This is a genomic window from Novosphingobium pentaromativorans US6-1 (genome assembly GCF_000767465.1).
In the GTDB taxonomy this organism is placed as follows: Bacteria; Pseudomonadota; Alphaproteobacteria; order Sphingomonadales; family Sphingomonadaceae; genus Novosphingobium; species Novosphingobium pentaromativorans.
Window position 1 is genome coordinate 922,116 of the sequence record NZ_CP009291.1, and the last position, 18,854, is coordinate 940,969.

25 protein-coding genes are annotated in these 18,854 nt (G+C 63.7%); 13 read left to right on the forward strand and 12 right to left on the reverse strand.

From position 1 onward, the window contains the following. Window positions 1–19: 19 nt before the first annotated feature. From JI59_RS04225 to JI59_RS04235, 3 genes are all read right to left on the reverse strand, one after another. A complete protein-coding gene (locus tag JI59_RS04225; RefSeq protein ID WP_007014028.1) occupies window positions 20–832 on the reverse strand; it encodes a DNA adenine methylase in 813 nt (270 codons plus the stop codon). Between the two features lie 146 nt (window positions 833–978). Beyond that, window positions 979–2,019, reverse strand: a complete 1,041-nt coding sequence (locus tag JI59_RS04230) for a phage portal protein (RefSeq protein WP_007014027.1) — start codon at window positions 2,017–2,019, stop codon at window positions 979–981. Window position 2,020: 1 nt separating this feature from the next. After that, window positions 2,021–3,889, reverse strand: coding sequence for a terminase large subunit domain-containing protein (locus JI59_RS04235; protein WP_007014026.1), 1,869 nt, complete (start codon window positions 3,887–3,889; stop codon window positions 2,021–2,023). A gap of 188 nt (window positions 3,890–4,077) precedes the next feature. On the opposite strand from JI59_RS04235, the gene JI59_RS04240 reads away from it, so the two are divergent. From JI59_RS04240 to JI59_RS25555, 8 genes are all read left to right on the forward strand, one after another. Beyond that, the gene (locus tag JI59_RS04240) at window positions 4,078–4,956 is read left to right on the forward strand and encodes a GPO family capsid scaffolding protein (RefSeq protein WP_038575499.1); all 879 of its coding nucleotides are present in this window, start codon (window positions 4,078–4,080) and stop codon (window positions 4,954–4,956) included. A gap of 55 nt (window positions 4,957–5,011) precedes the next feature. Beyond that, a complete protein-coding gene (locus JI59_RS04245) occupies window positions 5,012–6,040 on the forward strand; it encodes a phage major capsid protein, P2 family (RefSeq protein WP_007014024.1) in 1,029 nt (342 codons plus the stop codon). A 157-nt stretch (window positions 6,041–6,197) separates the two neighbouring features. Next, window positions 6,198–6,926, forward strand: coding sequence for a phage terminase small subunit (gene gpM / locus JI59_RS04250; protein WP_038575500.1), 729 nt, complete (start codon window positions 6,198–6,200; stop codon window positions 6,924–6,926). Between the two features lie 112 nt (window positions 6,927–7,038). Beyond that, window positions 7,039–7,512, forward strand: a complete 474-nt coding sequence (locus tag JI59_RS04255) for a head completion/stabilization protein (RefSeq protein ID WP_038576948.1) — start codon at window positions 7,039–7,041, stop codon at window positions 7,510–7,512. After that, entirely contained in the window at window positions 7,512–7,730 is a 219-nt protein-coding gene (locus JI59_RS04260; RefSeq protein WP_007014021.1) for a tail protein X, read from the forward strand. The genes JI59_RS04255 and JI59_RS04260 overlap by 1 nt, the downstream gene beginning before the upstream one ends. Window positions 7,731–7,734: 4 nt before the next feature. After that, on the forward strand, window positions 7,735–8,223 hold the full coding sequence (locus tag JI59_RS25550) for a phage tail protein (RefSeq protein WP_007014020.1): 489 nt from the start codon (window positions 7,735–7,737) through the stop codon (window positions 8,221–8,223). Further along, window positions 8,223–8,693, forward strand: coding sequence for a phage virion morphogenesis protein (locus tag JI59_RS04270; RefSeq protein WP_007014019.1), 471 nt, complete (start codon window positions 8,223–8,225; stop codon window positions 8,691–8,693). Before JI59_RS25550 ends, JI59_RS04270 begins: the two co-directional genes overlap by 1 nt. A 188-nt stretch (window positions 8,694–8,881) precedes the next feature. After that, window positions 8,882–9,793: a hypothetical protein gene (locus JI59_RS25555; protein WP_138921436.1), complete on the forward strand. Its 912-nt coding sequence runs from the start codon at window positions 8,882–8,884 to the stop codon at window positions 9,791–9,793. 89 nt (window positions 9,794–9,882) lie between these two features. On the opposite strand, the gene JI59_RS04280 is transcribed toward JI59_RS25555, so the two are convergent. Then, a complete protein-coding gene (locus JI59_RS04280) occupies window positions 9,883–10,209 on the reverse strand; it encodes a hypothetical protein (protein WP_052117832.1) in 327 nt (108 codons plus the stop codon). Here JI59_RS04280 and JI59_RS27025 point away from each other — a divergent pair. Then, complete coding sequence (locus tag JI59_RS27025) at window positions 10,208–10,387, forward strand: hypothetical protein (RefSeq protein ID WP_038575502.1); 180 nt, start codon at window positions 10,208–10,210, stop codon at window positions 10,385–10,387. The two genes, JI59_RS04280 and JI59_RS27025, sit on opposite strands and share 2 nt — an antisense overlap. Before the next feature lie 98 nt (window positions 10,388–10,485). Here the strand turns inward: JI59_RS27025 and JI59_RS04290 are convergent, their stop codons facing one another. The 8 genes from JI59_RS04290 to JI59_RS04320 are packed head-to-tail and all read right to left on the reverse strand — an operon-like array spanning window position 10,486 to window position 16,117. Next, complete coding sequence (locus JI59_RS04290) at window positions 10,486–10,935, reverse strand: D-Ala-D-Ala carboxypeptidase family metallohydrolase (protein ID WP_007014016.1); 450 nt, start codon at window positions 10,933–10,935, stop codon at window positions 10,486–10,488. 4 nt (window positions 10,936–10,939) lie between these two features. Next, entirely contained in the window at window positions 10,940–11,101 is a 162-nt protein-coding gene (locus JI59_RS27030; RefSeq protein WP_007014015.1) for a hypothetical protein, read from the reverse strand. Beyond that, window positions 11,098–11,460, reverse strand: coding sequence for a hypothetical protein (locus JI59_RS04295; RefSeq protein ID WP_038575504.1), 363 nt, complete (start codon window positions 11,458–11,460; stop codon window positions 11,098–11,100). Before JI59_RS04295 ends, JI59_RS27030 begins: the two co-directional genes overlap by 4 nt. A 57-nt stretch (window positions 11,461–11,517) precedes the next feature. Further along, window positions 11,518–11,760 carry a hypothetical protein gene (locus JI59_RS04300; RefSeq protein WP_007014013.1) on the reverse strand — a complete coding sequence of 81 codons (243 nt, stop codon included), beginning with the start codon at window positions 11,758–11,760 and terminating at the stop codon, window positions 11,518–11,520. Window positions 11,761–11,773: 13 nt separating this feature from the next. After that, window positions 11,774–12,154 carry a tail fiber assembly protein gene (locus JI59_RS27295; protein ID WP_007014012.1) on the reverse strand — a complete coding sequence of 127 codons (381 nt, stop codon included), beginning with the start codon at window positions 12,152–12,154 and terminating at the stop codon, window positions 11,774–11,776. Between the two features lie 13 nt (window positions 12,155–12,167). Then, window positions 12,168–14,657, reverse strand: coding sequence for a gp53-like domain-containing protein (locus JI59_RS04310; RefSeq protein ID WP_007014011.1), 2,490 nt, complete (start codon window positions 14,655–14,657; stop codon window positions 12,168–12,170). A 12-nt stretch (window positions 14,658–14,669) separates the two neighbouring features. Then, the gene (locus JI59_RS04315; protein ID WP_007014010.1) at window positions 14,670–15,224 is read right to left on the reverse strand and encodes a phage tail protein I; all 555 of its coding nucleotides are present in this window, start codon (window positions 15,222–15,224) and stop codon (window positions 14,670–14,672) included. Beyond that, window positions 15,221–16,117: a baseplate assembly protein gene (locus tag JI59_RS04320; RefSeq protein WP_007014009.1), complete on the reverse strand. Its 897-nt coding sequence runs from the start codon at window positions 16,115–16,117 to the stop codon at window positions 15,221–15,223. The genes JI59_RS04315 and JI59_RS04320 overlap by 4 nt, the downstream gene beginning before the upstream one ends. Before the next feature lie 114 nt (window positions 16,118–16,231). On the opposite strand from JI59_RS04320, the gene JI59_RS04325 reads away from it, so the two are divergent. From JI59_RS04325 to JI59_RS04340, 4 genes are read left to right on the forward strand one after another with little or no spacing between them, the layout of a single operon-like run. Further along, window positions 16,232–16,783, forward strand: a complete 552-nt coding sequence (locus tag JI59_RS04325; RefSeq protein WP_038576957.1) for a phage baseplate assembly protein V — start codon at window positions 16,232–16,234, stop codon at window positions 16,781–16,783. 40 nt (window positions 16,784–16,823) lie between these two features. Continuing rightward, window positions 16,824–17,180, forward strand: a complete 357-nt coding sequence (locus JI59_RS04330; protein WP_007014007.1) for a GPW/gp25 family protein — start codon at window positions 16,824–16,826, stop codon at window positions 17,178–17,180. Between the two features lie 10 nt (window positions 17,181–17,190). After that, entirely contained in the window at window positions 17,191–18,318 is a 1,128-nt protein-coding gene (locus JI59_RS04335) for a phage tail sheath subtilisin-like domain-containing protein (protein ID WP_007014006.1), read from the forward strand. Window positions 18,319–18,342: 24 nt separating this feature from the next. Next, window positions 18,343–18,852, forward strand: coding sequence for a phage major tail tube protein (locus tag JI59_RS04340; protein WP_007014005.1), 510 nt, complete (start codon window positions 18,343–18,345; stop codon window positions 18,850–18,852). The last annotated feature ends 2 nt before the right edge of the window (window positions 18,853–18,854 follow it).

Below are 18,854 nucleotides of genomic sequence, written 5' to 3' on the forward strand. Positions count from 1 at the left end.
TGTACCACTGCCCCCGGTCTCAGCCGGTGATGATCACCTCGCCCACGGCCTTGGCCTTGTCGCTGCCACCCACCGTGTAAGTCAGCCGCTCTTCGCGGAACTCGAACCCTTCGAAAATCCGCCGCACCTCGGGGTGATCATTGAGCGACAGGACGAACCGCCCCCGGATCCCGCGCAGCTGCTCGGCCATAAGCTCGAACTGGCCTCGGTCGAACAGATCGCGGCCATAGTCGCCCTCACAGCCGAAGTAGGGCGGGTCAAGGTAGAACAGCGTGCCCGGCCGATCGTAGCGCGCGATGAAATCCGACCAGGGCAGCCGCTCAATCACGACGCCGGCCAGGCGCTCATGCACTGCCTCGATCATCGGCCCCAGCTTCGTCACGTCGAAGCGGGCCGGCGTCGACGGATCCACGCCGAAGCCGCGCCCCCTGACCTTCCCGCCGAACGCCAAGCGCTGGAGGTAGAGGAACCGCGCCGATCGCTGCAGGTCGGTGAGCGAGCTGGGCTCCAGCGCCAGCAGCTTCTCGAACCCGGCCCGGCTCGTCACCTGCCAGCGAAGCATGTCCAGGAAGGCGAGGTAGTGGTGCTGGATCACGCGGAAGAAAGTGGCGACGTCTTCCGACCAGTCGTTGATCACTTCCGCCTTGGGCCGCTGGTCGCGGCGCAGGAACACGCCGCCCATGCCGACGAAGGCCTCGGCATACGTGCGATGCTCGATCGAGTTGATCAGCGCGACCAGGCGCTTGGCCAGCTGCCGCTTGCCGCCGATGTACGGCGCCAGCGGCCTCACCGGCTCGACCGGATCGAGGATGGATTGGGGATTCGACAGCATCGCCTTTGTTTCCTATTTGTTCTCCCGCCGATTCGGCAGGCGGGATGGTCCCGAGGCGGGACCGATCAGGATCATGACGAGCGTGCTTCGTCGGACTTGGGGCGTTGGCGCGCCCCGGTCCCCCGCCTATCGACGGGGCAATTTCATCAGCTGGCAGGCAACTGCATCGCGATGGCCGGTCTCTCGAACCTCACGGCCTCCACGCCCAGCCAGTCGTTCACCTCGCGCATGCGCTGCTGGATCGGCATGATCTCCATCTCGTAGAAGACGGCCGCCGCATCGGTGACATTGCCGAAACCGCCGGTGTTCTTGGGCACGATGCCGAGCAGCTGGGGCGGCACGCGGTGCGCGGCGAGCAGGTCCTGCGCGGTCACGTCCTTGATGTTGAGGAACTCGTCCTTGGCGCCCACCTCGGCGATCGGGATCACCTTCACGCCGTTCTCCTTGCCCTTCGGGATATGCAGGTAGAGGTTGCGGAAGTTGCCCGGCCCCTTGGCATCGCGCATCGCCTTGCGGATCATGTCGCTGTCGACGTTCCCCAGCCCTTCCTCCGAGATATAGAGGATGAAGCCCGCATGGCTGCCGTTGAGGTAGTAGCGGCGGCGGAACAGGGTCGCGCTCTCGTTGAGCAAGCCCGACTGCAGCGCCGAGAGATACTCGGGCATGCCGTAGATCTCCTGCATCGGATCCGGCTCGAGCAGGTGATGTACGCGCCCCGGCGCGAACTCTTTCGCATCGGAGATCGACCAGGTGCGCGGCACCCAGAAATACTGCTCCGGCTTGAGCCCTGCGCGCATGTAGGCGGCGGGCAGCGGCGTCACGGCCAGCGCCTTGCCGGAAATGCTGTCGAGCCGCTCGAGATAGGCATTGCCCATGATCAGCCAGTCGAGCGCCCAGCGCGCGAAGTCCGACCGGCTGAAGATCTTGCCGGGCACGAAGCTCGCCGCGAGCAGGTTGCGTTTGAACAGGATCGCGCTCTGGTGGTGCGGCGCCATGCGATAGGCCCGGCCAAGCCCTGCCTGCGAGATCGGCGGTTCGTACCACTTGCCGTTGTGAGCCACCTCGAACAGGTCGAAGATCTCGCGCCGGTCGATCACGCTTTCCGGATCGCCGAAGGTGAAGGCCTGCGCCGAGGGGACGGCCCCGCTGTCGTTCGCCGCCATCGGCAACGTCGTCTGCTCGGTCATTTCAGGAAATCTCCACGGTAGAACCCCCGCCGACAGGTTCGGTGATGTCGAGCGGTTCGAAGAACAGGGCGTGCATGATCGCCCAGGCAAGGTCGGCATGGCCTACGCCGCCGGCACGGCTCGCCACGTATGTCACTTGCGTGCCGCCCTTGGTGATCTCGGGCCGGATCGCCATGAAGGCCTGCATCACGTCCAGCCACCCGGCGTCGAACTCGAGGCGGCCGGTGCTGATGACGTTCTTCGCCTTCAGCACCATGCTCGTCTTGGTCTGGACCGAGTAGGTGATCGCCTGCGCCATCGGGAACCACTTGGACACGAGCTGGTGAACGGCCTTGCCTGCCCCGGTCGTATCGATGCCGATGCGCGTGACGTTGTACTTGGCGGCCATTTCGCGAATCGCGTCGGCCTGCCCCTGAAAGTCCCTGCCCTTCAGGCGTTTCTTTTCCAGAACGCGGAATTTGGCCCCAGGCCTGGTAGGCGCGGCGACGGCGACCAGCGCGGCGTCGTCACCCGTCCCGCTCTCACTGGCGTTGGGATCGTAGCCGATCCACACCTCGCCCGCGTAGGGCCGCAGGGCATAGGGCTGGTAGTCCTTCCACACGTCCCAGCTGTCGACCATGCAGCGGCGCATGATCTGGAACGGGAACATCGACTGGCTGTCGTCCAGGAAAATGCAGCGAAACAGGTTGTCGAATTCGTCGAGCGCGTACTCGAGCTGCAGCTCCTCCACGTCGACCAGGTTGAAGCCCCCGGCGATCGCGTCGAAGACGGTGACGATCTGGCGCCAGATCCCGTCCGTGCCCAGCACCCCGTCCTTCAGCGCATCGTGCCCGATGTCGATCTTGATCCGGTCGGCCTTGGCGCGGCGGCGGTTGAAACGCTCGCCCGTCCACATCGGGTAGGCCTCGTGCGCCAGCGTCGAGGGCGTCGAGAACAGCGTGCGCGTGTACTGCTTCTGCGTCGCCATGGCGCTGGCGACCTTGAACAGCTCCTCGAAGCCGTAGATCCAGAAGCACTCGTCGATGATGACGTCGCCGTGATAGCCCTGCGCCGTGCGGTAGTTGGTACCGAGGAAGTACAGCTCCACCGGCTCGAGGCCTTCGCCCTCCTCGCCCTCGCCGCGCTGGATCACGATGGGATCGCCCTTCAGCGTGATCCCGCAAACCTTCTGCACCCACTGGACGATGTAATTGCGGAAGATGTTCGCCTGAGCGCGGCTTGCCGAAATGAAGATCTGGTTCTTGCCGGTTTCCAACGCGACCAGCAGACGCTCGCGGGCGAAGTACCAGGTCGCGCCGATCTGGCGCGATTTCAGGATCATGCGCGTGCGCAGGCTGGTGGTGTCCAGCCAGACCGACTGGTGCCCGAACAGCGAGCTGCGCATGTCCTCGCGCAGCTTCCCAGCCATCTCGGACGTAATCAGGTTCTTGGTCTTCTCCTTCTTGGCGTTGGTCGCCTTCGCCCCGTTCGCCCGGTCGGGATTGAGGTCCGCCTCGTTGCCGCCATCGACGTACCTGGCGACCCGCGCGAGCCGCTCGAACTGGCGGCCGAGCAGGTCGATCTCCTTGAAATCGCCGCCGGTCTTCCTGTCCTTGGCCATCAGCTGCAGGTAGCGCTCGAGCGTGCCCTCCTCGGCGCGCATGATCGCGGGCGCAACGTCCCACTTGTGCCGGGTCTTCCAGCTCGAAACCGTCGAATAGGGCAGGTCCAGCTCTTCGGCGATCTGGCTGACCGTCCAGCCCCGCCAGTAGAGCGATCGCGCCTTCGTGCGCTGCGCGACGATCGCGGGCACGCGCGCCTCATCGCCGCCGCCGCCGTCATCGGCAGCGCCGTCCTCGTCCTCGGTGTCGATCTCGGCCGCCAGCGTCATGAGTGCCACGCTATGGGCGAAGCGCCGCCCCGGCTAAGGGCTGCGGTTGTAGGCCCTGCCCTTCACAACGCGCCCGCGTTGCGAAGAAGCCGCGGTACCTGTCCTTTGGCGTTCATCAAGTCGGTGCGTTCCCGCCAGGCGCAAGATCCGACCCGCACGACGACAGACCCAAGGACCGGAGCTTACCAATGGCGAAGACGCGATTTTTCCGAGTGGCCCTCGAAGGTGCCACCACCGATGGGCGCCAGATCGAGCGCCAGTGGCTGCTCGATGCCGAGGAGACTTACGACCCGCAGACCTACACCGCGCGGGTCAACATGGAGCACATTCGCGGCTTCAGCCCCGAAGCGCCGTTCAACGGCTACGGCAGCATCGTCGCGCTCAAGACCGAGGAAGTGACCGTCAAGCTCGGCGGCAAGGATGAAAAACGCCTCGCCCTCTTCGCCCAGATCGATGCCAACGACCAGCTCGTAGCAATCAACCGCAAGGGCCAGAAGCTGTTCTCCTCGATCGAGATCGCCCCCGAATTCGCGGGCACCGGCAAGGCCTATCTCGTCGGTCTCGCCGTCACCGACAGCCCGGCCTCGCTGGGCACCGAAATGCTTCAGTTCGCGGCCAAGCAGGGCGAGAATTCCCCGCTCGCCCACCGCAAGCAGGACAAGGCCAATCTCTTCACCGCCGCCGAGGAAGTCTCGATCGAGATCGAGGAAGGGGGTCCGGTCAACCCCGACCCGACCGGCATCTTCGCCTCGATCAAGGGCATGCTCGACAAGATGACCGGCCAGGGCGGCGGCCAGCAGGAACAGAAACACTCGCAGGAACAGCGGCAGGACGATCCGGCCCCGCCGCAGGCGGACGGCAACGCCATGGCCGCCTTCGGCGTCATGATCGGCCAGCTCTCCACCGCCGTGCAGGCTTCGACCAAGGCAACCGGCGAGCAGATCGCCAAGCTCACCGCCGACCTCGCCGCGCTGAACACCAAGGTCGAGGGCGCCCCCGCCGGCACCTTCACCAAGCGAGATCCGGCAACCGGCGGCGGCGAGAACGCCGTACGCACCGACTGCTGATCCACCCACCCATCGCCCGCGCATCCCAGCCCTCCCACCTTTCGAGGACCAAATCATGAAGAACGAAACCCGGGCCAAGTTCAATGCGATGATCACGCAGATCGCGCAGCTCAACGGCATCGATGCGGACGTCGCCCGCACGTCCAAGTTCACCGTCGAACCTTCCGTCCAGCAGAAGCTCGAACAGCGCATGCAGGACTCCAGCGACTTCCTCTCGCGCATCAACATCGAGCCGGTCGACGAGATCATGGGCGAGCTGCTCGGCCTCGGCGTTGGCAGCACCATTGCCGGTCGCACCGACACGGCCAACGGCAATCGCCGGAAGGGCATCGATCCGATCGCGATGGACGATCGGACCTACACCTGCGCCCAGACCAACTTCGACGTGGCGATGCGCTACGCGAAGATCGACAAGTGGGCGAAGTTCAAGGACTTCGAAACCAAGTGGCGTGACAACAACCTCAAGCGCCAGGCACTCGATCGCATCCTGATCGGCTTCAACGGTACCAGCGCCGCAGCCGCCACCGATCGCGTCGCCAATCCGCTTCTGCAGGACGTCAACATTGGCTGGCTTGAGAAAATGCGCACCGAAAACGAGGCGCGCGTGCTGAGTGAAGTGGTCGCAGCCTCCGGCAAGGTGACGTACGGCGCTGGCGGCGATTACGAGACGCTCGACGCGCTGGTCTGGGACGCCAAGGAATCGATGCTCGCCGAATGGGCGAAGAACGATACCGAGCTGGTCGTGATCGTCTCGGTTGACCTGCTGCACGACAAGTACTTCCCGATGATCAACCAGTCGGAAGCACCGACCGAAGAACTGGCGCGCGACGTGATCATGTCGACCAAGCGCCTCGGCGGCCTGCCTGCATATCGCGTGCCGGGCTTCCCCAACGGCACGGTCTTCATCACCCGCTTCGACAACCTCTCGCTCTACTACCAGGACGGCAAGCGCCGCCGCCTGCTGAAGGACGAGCCCGAACTCGACCAGGTCACCGACTATCAGTCGTCCAACGAATCCTACGTGATCGAGGATCTCGAATACGCCTGCCTCGTCGAGAACATCGAGGAATACGTCGCGCCCTGAGTAATGCCCGAGAGGCTTTGACCGGATGACTGCAAGGACCGGCATCATCCGCGAGCCAAGAGAAAAAAGGCGGTTGGTCCCTTGGCCGCCTTCCCTGCCCCCGCCCGTCTCTATCCCAACCGGGCGGGGCAGGTTCCCAACCTGAAGGAGCCCCGCCATGGTTTCACCCGCCCGAGCCAACTTCCAGCGCAAGCTCGCCGCCATGTCCGCAGGCCGGCCTGTCCGGGGCGCCCCCGCGATGCCCACCGAAGGCCCGGTCGCCAGCGAATACCAGCTCCTCCTCGCCGCCCTCGGGCAGGACCTTGCCGCGCTCAGCAACACCCAGTCGACCGAGCGCAAGATCGAGACCAAGCGCGAGATGATCGGCAACTACCGGCCATGGGTCGAAGGCGCCGCCGATGCCGGTGCCGGCGCGCAGGACGAGATCGTCTCGACCATGCTGGTCTGGGCGATCGACGTGCAGGACTGGCCGCTCACGCTCAAGCTTGCACGCTACGTCCTTGGGGCGGGCATCGAGCTTCCCGAACGCTACAAGCGCACGCCTGCCACCCTCCTCGCCGAGGAAGTCGCTGAGATCGGCGTGAAGTCGCCCGGCACCGTGCCGCTCCATGTGCTGCAGGACGTCTCCCAGTTGGTGGCGGACGCCGACATCTTCGACCAGGTGCGCGCCAAGCTGGAAAAGGCCCTCGGCCTCGATTTCAAGGCCAAGGCCGACGCCTTCGAACCCAGCGCCGAGAATGCCGTGGCCGGTGGCAAGCGAGCCCTGCTCTCGGCCGCGAAGACGCACTTCGAACGCGCCCTCTCGCTGCATGAGAAGTGCGGCGTCAAGAAACTGATCGAAGGCATCGAGCGCGAGCTGAAGCAGCTCGCAGGCGATGCCGGATAACGAGCTGCGCCACCCGCGCCGGGGGGCGGAAAAGGACCGGAGGCTATCTGCCGCAAGGTCCGTTTCCCCACCCCCCACTTGATTGAAGGGAAACCCCCAGAAGGAGATCGAAATGGCGTTCCTCGCCCTGCCGCCAGATCCTGCCTCGCCGGAGGGGTTCTCCGTTGAGGGCGATGGCTGGTTCCCGGCGATCGACTGCAACAAGATGCGCGATGCCCTGCGCATCGGTGAGATGGTCACGAACGCCCGCCTGGTCGAAGCGATCAAGGGCGGGCAGCTGACGATCGACCGCGAACTGGCTGACTGGCGCACGGCGCGTGAGGACGAGGGCGCGGCCGACCTGACCGAGGTGGAGCCGACCCGCATGATCGGCGGCGACCACCGGCTCTCCCTGCTCTACATCCGCGCCGTGCGCTTTGCAGCGGCCGCCGAGCTGGCCGAGCTGCACCGCGATCTCACCGCAACGCAGGACGGTCAGGCCCGCGCCGACACCGAAGCCACGACTGCGCAGGAATATCACCGTCTCGCCACCAATGCCGTGCGCGACATCATCGGCACCGGCCGCGTTGCCGTGGAGCTGATCTGATGGCCCGCAATGCTATCGCGCTGCAGGGCGACACGCTGGACCTGATCTGCTGGCGTGAGCTGGGCACGACCGCCGGGAAGGTGGTGGAGCGGGCCTACGAACTGAACGTGGGTCTCGCCGAGGTCGGAACCGTCCTGCCCGAGGGCACTCAAGTCACGCTGCCGGATCCGCCGTCCGCTGCCGCCGGCACCCTCGAAACCGTGAACCTGTGGGACTGACGCGATGAAGAAGCCCGCTTCGCTCCGCAATGCCATCGCCGCCCTTCTGCCGGACATGGCGCGCGATCCGGACCGCCTGGCCATGTGGGTCGAGCGCGGCAACGTGCGCGCCGCCAGCAACCGACAGCAGGGCTTCTCGTGGGAATACGACCTGATCGTCTATGCCGAGAACTTCACCCACGATCCGGCCTTGCTTTTCTTCATCGTCACCCGGTGGCTCCGCACCCAGCAGCCCGATCTGCTCACGGCGAATACACCCGGTTTTCCGTTCGAGGTCGATGTGATCGATGTGAAGACCGTCGATGTGAAGATCACCCTGCCCTTGCGCGAGATCATTACCGCGGCCGACCAGGGCGATGGCAAATGGCAGCTGGCCATTGTCGACGAGCCAGACCCCTTGTTCCCCGATGACGCGCCGCTTCGCGACTATGAGGGTCCTATCACCTCGATCTGGGTGCGCGGCGATGATGATCCCTTCCAGGTCGCGCCCTGATGGCCGATGCCTTCGCCCGTCTGGACTCTGCCGTCAGTGCTTACCTGGAAAGCCTCAGCCCCGCAGAGCGCCGCCGCACGGCGCGAAAGATCGGCATGGCGCTGCGCAAGGCGAATGCAAAGCGCATCGCTGACAACGTCCAGCCCGATGGATCGCCGATGCAGCCGCGCAAGCCGCGCAGACTGAAGGCCGGCAAGGGGCAGCTGAAGCGTGACCGGATGTTTCGCAAGCTGCGCCTCGCCCGCTCCTTCAAGGTCCGCGCGAGCGCAGATGGCGTGTCGATCGGCTTCGAAGGATCTGTCGGCCAGACGGCCCGCGCCCACCAGTACGGCCTGATAGACTTCGTCGGGCGCACCGAGGGCGGCAAGGTCGTGCGGGCCAAGTACCCGAAGCGCATCCTGCTGGGGTTCGGGCCAGATGATCTGGATGCCGTGAACGACATCGTTCTGGATATGTTGCCTAGACTCTGAAACTATCAACTTTGCAGCTATTTGCGAAATTGAAAGCTTCGAAAATTATCTCAGTCAAACTGAGACGATCTGGCGATCCTGAGGCCCGAGATTACAAGTAGCAATTCTTAAGCCATCGAAATGGACTTGCGGACTGGACATTGTTTTGCAATCCAAGCAGTGAGTTAGATGGAAGGTTTGAGCAGTTGGTGAAGGCGCCGCAATCACAAAACGAGGTAGCTCTGGAAGCTAAGGCCACATGCGGCATTATCATGCCAATCGCGGCAATGCTCCCCAAGTACGAGGCATCTCACTGGGTTGATGTTCGACGGGTTATCGATGTCGCGATCGAAAAAGCTGGAATGGTTCCCCAAATTGTATCGGACTCCTTCGAAGGCGACGTTATCCAACGTCGGATCATCAGTAATCTTTACGAGAATCCTGTCGTGGTCTGCGACGTTTCTGGCCTAAATCCGAACGTTATGTTCGAACTCGGAATGCGTATTACCTTTAAGCAGCCAGTAGTTATCATTACCGATGATTACGCAACAATACCGTTCGACACGAAAGTGATCGAACACATCGGGTACCCTCGCGATCTACACATTCATCAAACCAACGAATTCATTGATAAGTTAGCAGATCGCATCAATCGCCTTCATAATCAGAAGGAGGAGGGAAAGTTCCGCTCATTCATCGAGGAGTTCGGCACTTTTGAAGTCCTTGAACCTACGAAGAAGATAGTTGATTCAGAGAAATTCATTCTCGATGAAATTAAAGAACTGAACCGAGCTGTAAGATCACTCAGTAACGTCAAGCCTTCACATAGAAGCATTGCAAATTTGATAAACGGGCAAAGTGGTAATCGAGCAGGCGTCTTAGACATTGAACTGAGACGCGATATAGATAATTCAGATGTCGATCATATATTGGAATTTTTAGGAACGCACTTCAAATCAAACCCAGTCGAAATTCGAGGTGGTTCGCAAGGACAAAAAACTATTCGAGTTATTCTCGGAGAATCAAGTGAAGACAGAATGAATTTAATACAAAAACAACTAATATCCAGTCTTCCGGACGAACTAACTAGAAAAATTCACAGTGTTTTATACTCAAATTAAATAATTTGTTGAATAATATCTAAAACAAACATCGTATTTTTGTCTATTAACTGATTAAATATTACAGCCCGTCGACCGGGGCTTGAACTTCAGTCATGCAGCCGCTCGTACCGCTCGGCCGACGTCTCGCCGCAGACAAAGTTCGAACCGCGCTCATTCATCCAGCGACAGCTGCGCACGGCAGCGTCGTGAACCCGGTCTCCCCAAGCCTCGATCTCGATATTGTAGGCCTCGCGTGCAACCTCATCGGTCGCGATCGCGGCGGTCGGGCGCGGCTTGGCTTGCTGAGCTTGCTCAACGTCCGCCGCAGGCGGGAATTGCGGCTGTATCCTGCCCGTCGCGGCGCAGCCGCTCACAAGCAAGGCGCACCCCAGCATCGTGGCTGTCCCCGGGAGCCGGGCTTTCCAATGCATCATGGTAGTCGTCCTCTTGGGCGCGCTGCGCCCGGTCATCCTTGAGCCGTTGGTCGGCCGCGTGGGCGTCGGCATTGGCCTGCCCCTGGAGCGCCTCGAGGTCCGAAGCGGCGCGATCGTCTTTCACTGCATCCGTCCGGATCGACTGGACCGCCAGGACAAGGGCCGCAGCAACGAGTAGACAGAGCGCGATTCCGGCGATCCACGGCGCTGCCTTCGCCGCCGCGTCTCGCGACAACCCCAGACCCATCAGGCGGCGAGCGATCCAAGCGAACAGCATCAGGCCACCAGTCCGGGCAGATATTGCACGCGCCCGCCGCGCCGAACGGCTGTCAGCTCCATGTTGCGCATGCGGTTCGCGCTGAAGCTGGCATGGATCCAGCCACTCTCACCGAATTCGTAGATAAGCTGGTCGTAGTCGAGATTGTGCCAGATCCATTTGAAGACGGTGATGTTGGGCTGGCCAAGGACGCTGAAGTCTCCGGCCTCGCCCTTGCAGTGCTGGCTCGACTTCGAACCGCCGATCGCGACATTGAGCTGGGGGCAGCGGTAGCCACTGCTCACGATCACCGGGCTGTTGAAGTGCGCCCGCACCGGCTCGAGGACATGAGCGCACAAGCCGCGAAGGTTGGCGACGATCTCTTGGGAAGGCGTATTGTCGATCCCAAGACGCTCGGCCGTTTGCGAGCGGACCATCTCTTCAAGCGTGAAGTGCTTGGACAGTTGCATCGGGTCAGTCCTTTCGGTGGGAGAGGAAGTCGAGCACATGCGTCACCAGTCCGCGAAACTGCGGGTCGATATCCACGATGCGCAGGTGCAGGCGAAGCGAGCGCCAATAGGCGAATGCAGATGCCGCGACGGAGACCAGGACGAGCAGGACAATCCAGATATTCACGGCGTCTCGTCCTTCACGGCCGCGCCGTTAAGCCCCATGCGCCTGCGTACGATCGTCTGCAGCGCGTCGAGGAAGAAGGCGAAGCCGAGCGCGCCCAGCACCATCGAGAACAGCACGACGCCCTCGACCGGCCATGCCCGGATCTTGCCGATCATCACCGAAATCGTTGCAAAGGCGGGTAGCGCCGAGATCTCGGAGATCACGAGCCATCGGCGCTTGCGCCGCCACAGGTCGAGCGCGACCGGATCTGCCGGCGGCACTGGCGCGACACCGAAGAGCAGCCAGCCCAGGCGCGCGCCGCACAAGGCAAGGCCGCCAAACAGCGAGAGCAGCCAGAGCAGAAAGTCGTCGAACTTCACTTGCACTTCCCTCCATCGAATTGGCCGGGCGGCATGGAACGGGCGCGAGCCATCGCCTCAGTCGTCGCTGGGGGCCGGATCGGCCGGCGCCGCGGTGATGACTCCAGCGTCGATCTTGTGCGCCACGCCCATGGCAACTTCCTCGACGCGGGCCTTGGTGGCCGTCTTGTCGTAGCTGCCGTCTGCCTTCAGCACGGCATTGACGTCGCGCTTGTGGACGATCTCGCCACTGGTGAAGGTGACCGAGACGGCTCGGGTCTCGGCATTGAAGGCGCCGATCTTGAAGGAGAGTTCGGACACGGGAAGTTCCTTTCTAGGCTGGAGCGACCGGCCACTCAGCAGCGGCCGGATCGGTGACGGTTTCGGGAAGATCGCGCAGGGCCTGCCGGTAGGCGGCCCAATCGGATCGGAGTTCATCGGCCAGCGGGCTGTCGGGCATCTGCGTCCAGTCGCAAGCCCGCAGCAGCGCGTCCCGCCGCGCGCGCAGCGTCATGAAAAGTTCGGCAACAGTTGCCGCGTATTCGACGGCGACAGGCCGGCCATCGGCATCGGGCCGGATCACTTGGCCCTGCGCCTGACCTTCGAGGACGGCGGCGTATTCCTCGGCGGATAGCTCGACAGCATCCGCCGGGATGATGGTTCCCGCCGTGTCGAGATAGAGGGCTTCGGATTCCGGGCTGAAGAAGTATTTCACGCTCGATCTCCCCTTACCGGCCGATCGCCAGCCACGTGAAATTGGCGCCAGTCGTGCTGGAGTTGGTCACGTAGCCGGTCGTGTTGTTGAAGGTGGTGTTGTGGCACTCGCCTTCGGTGCTGGTGTTCGTCGTGCCGCCCATGGCGGAGAAGAAGCACCTGTTGGAGAAGGCCTGCGGGTAGGTGATGGTGGTCGACGAATTCGAGGCGCAGTAGCCGGTCCCGGTCTGAATGTACCAGGTGACGCCGCCGATCTCGAACGCAAGGACGAGCGCAGAAGCGGTATCGACCAGCACCGTGAAGGCCTTCTGGAAAAAGGCCGCCTGGAGGCCATCGAGCAGGTCTGCGTCCAGGCCGCTGCCAGCACCATCGTTATCGGGCCCCCACAGGTTATAGGCGCCGCGCCACATGCTGGCGCCCTTGATGTTCAGGACATTGCCGTTGAGGTTCGGCTCGGTGACCAGCGCGCCCTGATCGGTGGAATCCACGGTGGCCTTAAGCCGTGCGCCGCTCCACCCGATGTAGATCTTGTTCGTGCCCTGACCAATGCCGCCGCCCTGCTGGACTGGTGTGTAACCAAGGCGGGCGGGGATATCGGCGAACCAGCTTGCATGGGCGCCGTCCAGCAGATCGGCGTCGAGGCCGCTGCCGCTGCCGTCGTTACCCGAATGCCATGCTGTGCCGGCGTTGATAGAAACAAGGCCGGATGAATTGATTGAAATCCTTTCGGAGCCGGCTGTTTCATCGGTTATCGCAAAACTGCCATTGTCCTTCTGCAAAACGCGATAGTTTCGCCCGCCGTTGGGATTAACCAGCGCAATGCCGCCATTAAGGCCGCCACCGCTGAATTGCTGCAGCGTAGAAAACGTGTTCATCGCCGAAAACGTGTTTGCCGCGGCCAGGCGCGCAAGCGCAGTCGCCTGATAGCCGTCCACGCTGTCCGCATCCAGGCCGCTGCCGCTGCCGTCATTACCCGAATGCCAGACCGCGCCGCCGCTCGCCCCGAAGTTGAAATCCAAGGTTCTGACGCCGCTGGAAAAGTAGCCCAGCATCCGGAAGCCGTCGCCATAAACGTCAATAGACGGGTCGCCGGTCATCGTACCGGACGGCGCCCGGGCAAAGTCGATTTGCCCGCCTTCGTTTCCTGCGGCCTGCGCTGCGCCCACCAGGAGGTTGCCATTGAACGCTTGCCGGACGCCTATATCCGTTCTTGCAAACGCGCTGCCATGCAGGCCGTCGAGCAAGTCCGCATCCAAACCGCTGCCGCTGCCGTCATTGTCGGCGCGCCAAACGGTGTTTCCGTTGAACGTAAGCGAAGACTTTACCTCCAGGCCATTGTTCATCGTAACAAGGCCGGTCGCGAGCGTAATATTGAAAGGGCGCGCGGAGTTATAGGCGCCGCTTGCGCTTGCGCTTGGATCGCTCAAGAGGAAATAGAAGTTGGAGCCATCGGCGCGCAGGATCGTGCTGGGCGAATTTGCGCCAGCATAGTGGATAATCAACTGGCTCCCAGCCACGTCGATTACCTGTGCGGAAGTGAACGTGTTCTGCTGCGTCATTCGCGCGAATGCGTTGGCGTGGAAGCCGTCTACAGTGTCAGCGTCCAAGCCGCTGCCGCTGCCGTCATTGTCCGGCCCCCACAGTGCATTCCCGGCGCGGTTCATATAGGCGCCATTGATGCCCAGTCCGCCGCTCGCCAGATAAGGGTCCGTCACCAGGTTGCCCTGGTCGGTAACGTCGACGGTCGCCTTGAGGCGACTGGCAGCACTCCACCCGATCTTGATGACATTGCCGGCAAGCTGTCCGTTGCCCGTGCCTTGCTGGACCGGATTGTAGCCGAGGCGTGCCGGGATGTTGCTGTACCAGCTGCCCTGCTGCCCATCGAGCAGATCGGCATCGAGGCCAGAACCCGCGCCATCGTTGCCGGGGTGCCAGATGCCGGTATTGTTCGCGCCGAAGCGGGCATCGAGCCATGCATTCACGGCGTCCTTGACCATCTTCTCAGCCGGTACGCGGCTCGCGCTGCTCCCCCCGATGGCCTCCGCCAGCGTCGAGAGTTCGACGACGCCCATCTGCTCGGTGGTCGCGGGCGGGTTCAGGAAATTGGCATCGCCGAAGGTCAGGTCCGTCGCATCGACATCGGCAAACTGGACGTCGATCGCGAGCAGCATGAGCGCCTGCGCCGACTTCTCGACCAGCACATCCGCCTGCCCGTAGATCGCAAAGAGCGTGCCGTCGCCAAGGTAGAGCGCGAGACTGCGCACGGTGAAGACGTCGCCGGTCTCGTCCCGCACGATCAGGTGGATCGTATCGTCGGCCACGACATCGCCTGAGAGCGTGACGATGCGCTTGAACTCGCCGGGCAGAGCAGTCGCCCCGGGATCGGGCGTGACCGCGGTGCCGGTCAGGCCGACCTGCGCGATCGTGACCGGGGCGGTGCCGGTGTTGCTCGCATTCACGAGTGCAGCGCGGCCTGCATTGGTGACGGTGAGGGTAAGACCCATGAATTCCTCCGGTCAGGTCGCGGCCGGCGCCGTGCAGGACAGGCGGGCGAAGATGGTGGGGCGCACGGCAGCGACCAGGCCGACACCGGCCTGTGTGTTGATGCCCTGCGTGAAAGTGAATGTGCTGCGCACCGGCTTGGCGCGGCTGACCTCGGCAATGACCTGATCGACGAAGGCGGCCGAGGCCGGGGCGTCGGCGTGGTCTAGATTGAGCACGAGGCTGAAGGTGTGCGGGTCGCCCTTCGGCTCGCTCTGCCACCATTCGCGAATGGCAACCGATCCGCCGAAGCTGGCAATGACCGCGCGCACTGATTCCGCCGTGCCCTTGCGACGGGCAATGGAGATCGCCTGGCGCACACGCTCACGCTTGATGCCCTCGGGCCAGCTGGTCGACCAGTTGTCGAGGCTGAGGCCCCATGCCAGCCAGGGCAGCAGCTCGATCGGGCAGTCGTCGGGCGACCAGACCGAGCGGATCGCCGTGGCAATGTCGAGCCGGGTGGCGCCGACCTGTTCAAGCGCAGCCTCAAGCGGCGTGGATCCAAGAGGCAGGAGGCTCGGGTACGTCATTCGCCGGTCCCGGCGTAGTTGACCGTGGTACCGGTGCAGTAGGGCGCCTGCGTTCGCGAAATAACGATATCGGCAGCAGGCGTGGTCAGCTCCACATTCTGCACGCCCTCGACGTGGAGGGCGGCGAAGATAGCCGAGCGCGTGATGTCGCGGCCAATGCGATGGCTGGCCTCGACATAGGCATCGAGGCTGGCCTGCGAGGCCGCAAGCACGACACCGCCGTCAGGACCGCTGAAAGTGGTCAACGTGGCGTCAACGGCGTACTCGACGATCTCGGCCGACTGGACGGTGACGAAGTCGGTCAGCGGGCGGCGGGTCTCGTCCGAGACATAGGCATCGACCGTGGCCACGAGATCGACCGAGGCCGCGCCATCTCCAGTGCGTGAAAGGACCGATACCAGCACTTCCCCGGCAGCCGGGCTCGTAGCGCTCGCGTCCAGCACATCGGCATCAGCCGAGAGCGCGTGGAAGATGTAAGCGCCCTCCGGTCCGGCGACCGAATAACCTTCGGGCGCGAGAACCATGCGGCGGCGGAAGTCGGCATCGCTCTCCATGACGGCAGGAATGCCCAGCGCCTCGTCGGCCGGGCTCAGCGTGAAGCGGGTGATGCCGAAGAGCGCGGCGATGTTGTCGAGATCAGCGCCCACCGCATAGGCGGGCATGATGGCGCGCGCCGCATCGTTGATGCGCTGGCGCAGGAGCAATTCGCGGTAGGCGAAGAGCTGGAGCAACTTGACGACCGGATCGCTTTCCACCGTCGCATCGAAGCCGGGCAACAGGTCCTGCAGCTGGGCCAGCGCGGCCGCGTAGATCGTCTCGAAGTCCAGCGCCTCGACGATATCGGGCGCGGCGAGGCGGGACAGATCGACAGCGGTGAAAGTTGCATCGGCCATGTGGCAAGCTATCGGCCAGCCTCCGACATCTCTGCCACCCGTGCGCGTTGTGAAAGCCGCGCTCTACAATACCACTGGGTGGCGGCTTGGCGCGGCATCGGCATTTTCGCTGTCATGCGAACTCCACAGGACACGCCCACCGACCCCGATGCGCTGCTGCGCTATGTGACGATCGCCTCGGTCGACCTTGCCGCCGCGCGCTGCTCGGTCACGATCGATGCGAGCGAGGAAGACGGCGCAGTGGAAAGCCCGCCCCTGCCCTGGCTGGCGCCGCGCATGGGCGATACCAAGGCGTGGCTGCCGCCGAGCGTGGGCGAACAGGCACTGCTGCTCTGCCCCGGCGGCGAGATCGGCGCCGGTGTCGTCGTGGGCGGTCTCACCTGCCACGCCAACCCGGCCCCGATCGACGAGCCGGTCGCGCTGCTGCGCTTCAAGGACGGGGCGAGCCTTACCTACGATCCCGATGCGCACGAGCTGCTGCTGCAGCTGCCGGCAGGTGCCACCACGGTGCTGGCCTCCGATGGCGGGATCGACCTCATCGGCAACGTCAACCTGACCGGTACGCTGACGGCCAGCGAGGATGTGACCGCAAGCGGCGTAAGCCTGAAGGGCCACAAGCACGGCGGCGTCCAGGGTGGCGGCAGTCAGACGGGAGGCCCGGTATGAAGCCGCGCGGGCTCATCGCTCTCATACGGCGGGGGCGCCTGTGACCAGTCTGACCGGCATGGCGCGCGATACCGGCGCGCCGCTCTCGGGCGAGGATCACCTGGTCCAGTCGATCGGCGACATCCTCGGCACGCCGCTCGGCAGCCGGGTGATGCGCCGCGACTACGGCTGCCTGCTCTTCGATCTTCTCGACCGCCCCGCCAACCGCGCCACGCTGCTCCTCTGCACGATGGCGGTGGCCATGGCCCTCGCCCGCTGGGAACCGCGCATTGCGGTCCGCCAGGTGACCTTCGAGGGCGACCTCGCCGCCGGGCAAGGCAACGTCACGATCACAGGCAACCGCACCGACATCGCCGCCAATGCCTTCACCCGCCTGACCATCCCGCTCACCCGATAGGAGCCGACCCATGCTGCACGGCATCAAGACCAATATCCTCACCGCGGGCACCCGCGCCATCGCCGCCCTGGCAAGCGGCGTCATCGGCCTTATCGTTACCGCCGACGATGCCGATGCGGCCGCCTTCCCTCTCGACACCCCGGTCCTCGTCACCGACCTGCGCGCCGCGCTGGCCAAGGCGGGCACCTCCGGCACGATGAAGCCCTCGCTCGAGGCAATCTACGACCAGACAAGCCCCATCCTGATCGTGGTGCGCGTGGCCGAAGACGATCTCGATCAGGACACGGCCGTCATCGGCGATGCGGGAACCTACACCGGCCTTTACGCTCTGCTCGCAGCCGAATCGGTCTGCGGCGTGCGCCCGCGCGTCCTGGGGGCGCCGGGTCTCGATACGCAGACCGTCACCACCGCGCTCGTTACCGTCGCCCAAAAACTGCGGGGCATGATCTATGCCGCCGGCATCGGCGACACGATCGCGGACGTCGTTCTCTACCGCGCCAACTTCTCAGCCCGCGAGCTGATGCTGATCTGGCCCAACTGGTCGAACGGCTTTGCTGGCGATGCTGTCGCCCGCGCGCTCGGCCTGCGCGCCCGGATCGATGAAGAGACCGGGTGGCACAAGTCGATCAGCAACGTGGCGGTGAACGGGGTCACCGGGATCTCGCAGAGCCTCTTCTTCGATATCCAGGACGAGACCACCGATGTCTCCACGCTCAACGATGCCGAAGTGACGGCGCTGGTCCGCTCGCCGGCCGGCGGGTTCATCTACTGGGGCAATCGCACTTGCTCGGACGAACCGCTCTTCGCCTTCGAGCCTGCCGTTCGCACCTCGCAGATCCTGCAGGACGAGATTGCCCAGGGCCTCGTCTGGGCGAGCGACAAGCCGCTCACCAAGTTCCTGATCAAGGACGTGCTCGAGACGATCAACGCGCGGATCCGTAGCCTTGTCGTGCAGGGCCGCCTGATCGGCGGCAAGGCATGGTTCGACCCGGCCCTCAATGCCGATGCCGACCTCGCCGCCGGCAAGCTGGTGATCGACTACGAGTTCACCCCCGCCGCTCCGCTGGAAGGCCTGACCCTCAACCAGCGCATCACCGACAAGTACTACGCCGACCTCGCTGCCGAACTGGCCGCCTGATCGACCTGAAACAGGAGAACTACGATGGGCTTCCCCTCGAAACTGAAAGATATGAACCTGTACGGCGACGGCGACAGCTGGAAAGGCGAAGTCCCCGAAGTCACCATTCCCAAGCTGGTCCTCAAGATGGAGGAATGGCGCGGCGGCGGCATGCTCGGCCCGGTCATGATCGACCAGGGCTTCGACAAGATCGAGTTCGAGTTCAAGGCCGGCAGCCTGCTGCTCTCACCGCTCAAGCAGTTCGGCGCGACCACTGTCGATGCCGCGCAGCTGCGCTTTGCAGGCGCCTACCAAAACGATTCCACCGGCGCGGTCAACGCGGCCGAAATCGTCGCGCGCGGCCGCTACAGCGAGGTGGACTTCGGCAGCCAGAAGCCGGGCGACGATACCGAGACGACCTACAAGATGGCCTGCAGCTACTACAAGCTGATCCTCGACAACCAGGAGCTGATCGAGGTCGACCTGGTCGCGGGGATCTTCACCGTCTTCGGCGTCGATCGCCGCGCCGAGATCCGCGAGGCCATCGGCTCGTAACG

Excerpts from the sequence above, each read along its gene's own strand:
- JI59_RS04260 (WP_007014021.1), top strand. The coding sequence starts at position 7,512 with ATGGCCCGCAATGCTATCGCGCTGCAGGGCGACACGCTGGACCTGATC.
- JI59_RS04245 (WP_007014024.1), top strand. The coding sequence starts at position 5,012 with ATGAAGAACGAAACCCGGGCCAAGTTCAATGCGATGATCACGCAGATC.
- JI59_RS04280 (WP_052117832.1), bottom strand. The coding sequence starts at position 10,209 with ATGATGCATTGGAAAGCCCGGCTCCCGGGGACAGCCACGATGCTGGGG.
- JI59_RS04310 (WP_007014011.1), bottom strand. The coding sequence starts at position 14,657 with ATGGGTCTTACCCTCACCGTCACCAATGCAGGCCGCGCTGCACTCGTG.
- JI59_RS04255 (WP_038576948.1), top strand. The coding sequence starts at position 7,039 with ATGGCGTTCCTCGCCCTGCCGCCAGATCCTGCCTCGCCGGAGGGGTTC.
- JI59_RS25550 (WP_007014020.1), top strand. The coding sequence starts at position 7,735 with ATGAAGAAGCCCGCTTCGCTCCGCAATGCCATCGCCGCCCTTCTGCCG.
- JI59_RS04335 (WP_007014006.1), top strand. The coding sequence starts at position 17,191 with ATGCTGCACGGCATCAAGACCAATATCCTCACCGCGGGCACCCGCGCC.
- JI59_RS04230 (WP_007014027.1), bottom strand. The coding sequence starts at position 2,019 with ATGACCGAGCAGACGACGTTGCCGATGGCGGCGAACGACAGCGGGGCC.
- JI59_RS04325 (WP_038576957.1), top strand. The coding sequence starts at position 16,232 with ATGCGAACTCCACAGGACACGCCCACCGACCCCGATGCGCTGCTGCGC.
- gpM (WP_038575500.1), top strand. The coding sequence starts at position 6,198 with ATGGTTTCACCCGCCCGAGCCAACTTCCAGCGCAAGCTCGCCGCCATG.
- JI59_RS04320 (WP_007014009.1), bottom strand. The coding sequence starts at position 16,117 with ATGGCCGATGCAACTTTCACCGCTGTCGATCTGTCCCGCCTCGCCGCG.
- JI59_RS04315 (WP_007014010.1), bottom strand. The coding sequence starts at position 15,224 with ATGACGTACCCGAGCCTCCTGCCTCTTGGATCCACGCCGCTTGAGGCT.
- JI59_RS04240 (WP_038575499.1), top strand. The coding sequence starts at position 4,078 with ATGGCGAAGACGCGATTTTTCCGAGTGGCCCTCGAAGGTGCCACCACC.
- JI59_RS04340 (WP_007014005.1), top strand. The coding sequence starts at position 18,343 with ATGGGCTTCCCCTCGAAACTGAAAGATATGAACCTGTACGGCGACGGC.
- JI59_RS04235 (WP_007014026.1), bottom strand. The coding sequence starts at position 3,889 with ATGACGCTGGCGGCCGAGATCGACACCGAGGACGAGGACGGCGCTGCC.
- JI59_RS04270 (WP_007014019.1), top strand. The coding sequence starts at position 8,223 with ATGGCCGATGCCTTCGCCCGTCTGGACTCTGCCGTCAGTGCTTACCTG.
- JI59_RS27025 (WP_038575502.1), top strand. The coding sequence starts at position 10,208 with ATGGTAGTCGTCCTCTTGGGCGCGCTGCGCCCGGTCATCCTTGAGCCG.
- JI59_RS04290 (WP_007014016.1), bottom strand. The coding sequence starts at position 10,935 with ATGCAACTGTCCAAGCACTTCACGCTTGAAGAGATGGTCCGCTCGCAA.
- JI59_RS04225 (WP_007014028.1), bottom strand. The coding sequence starts at position 832 with ATGCTGTCGAATCCCCAATCCATCCTCGATCCGGTCGAGCCGGTGAGG.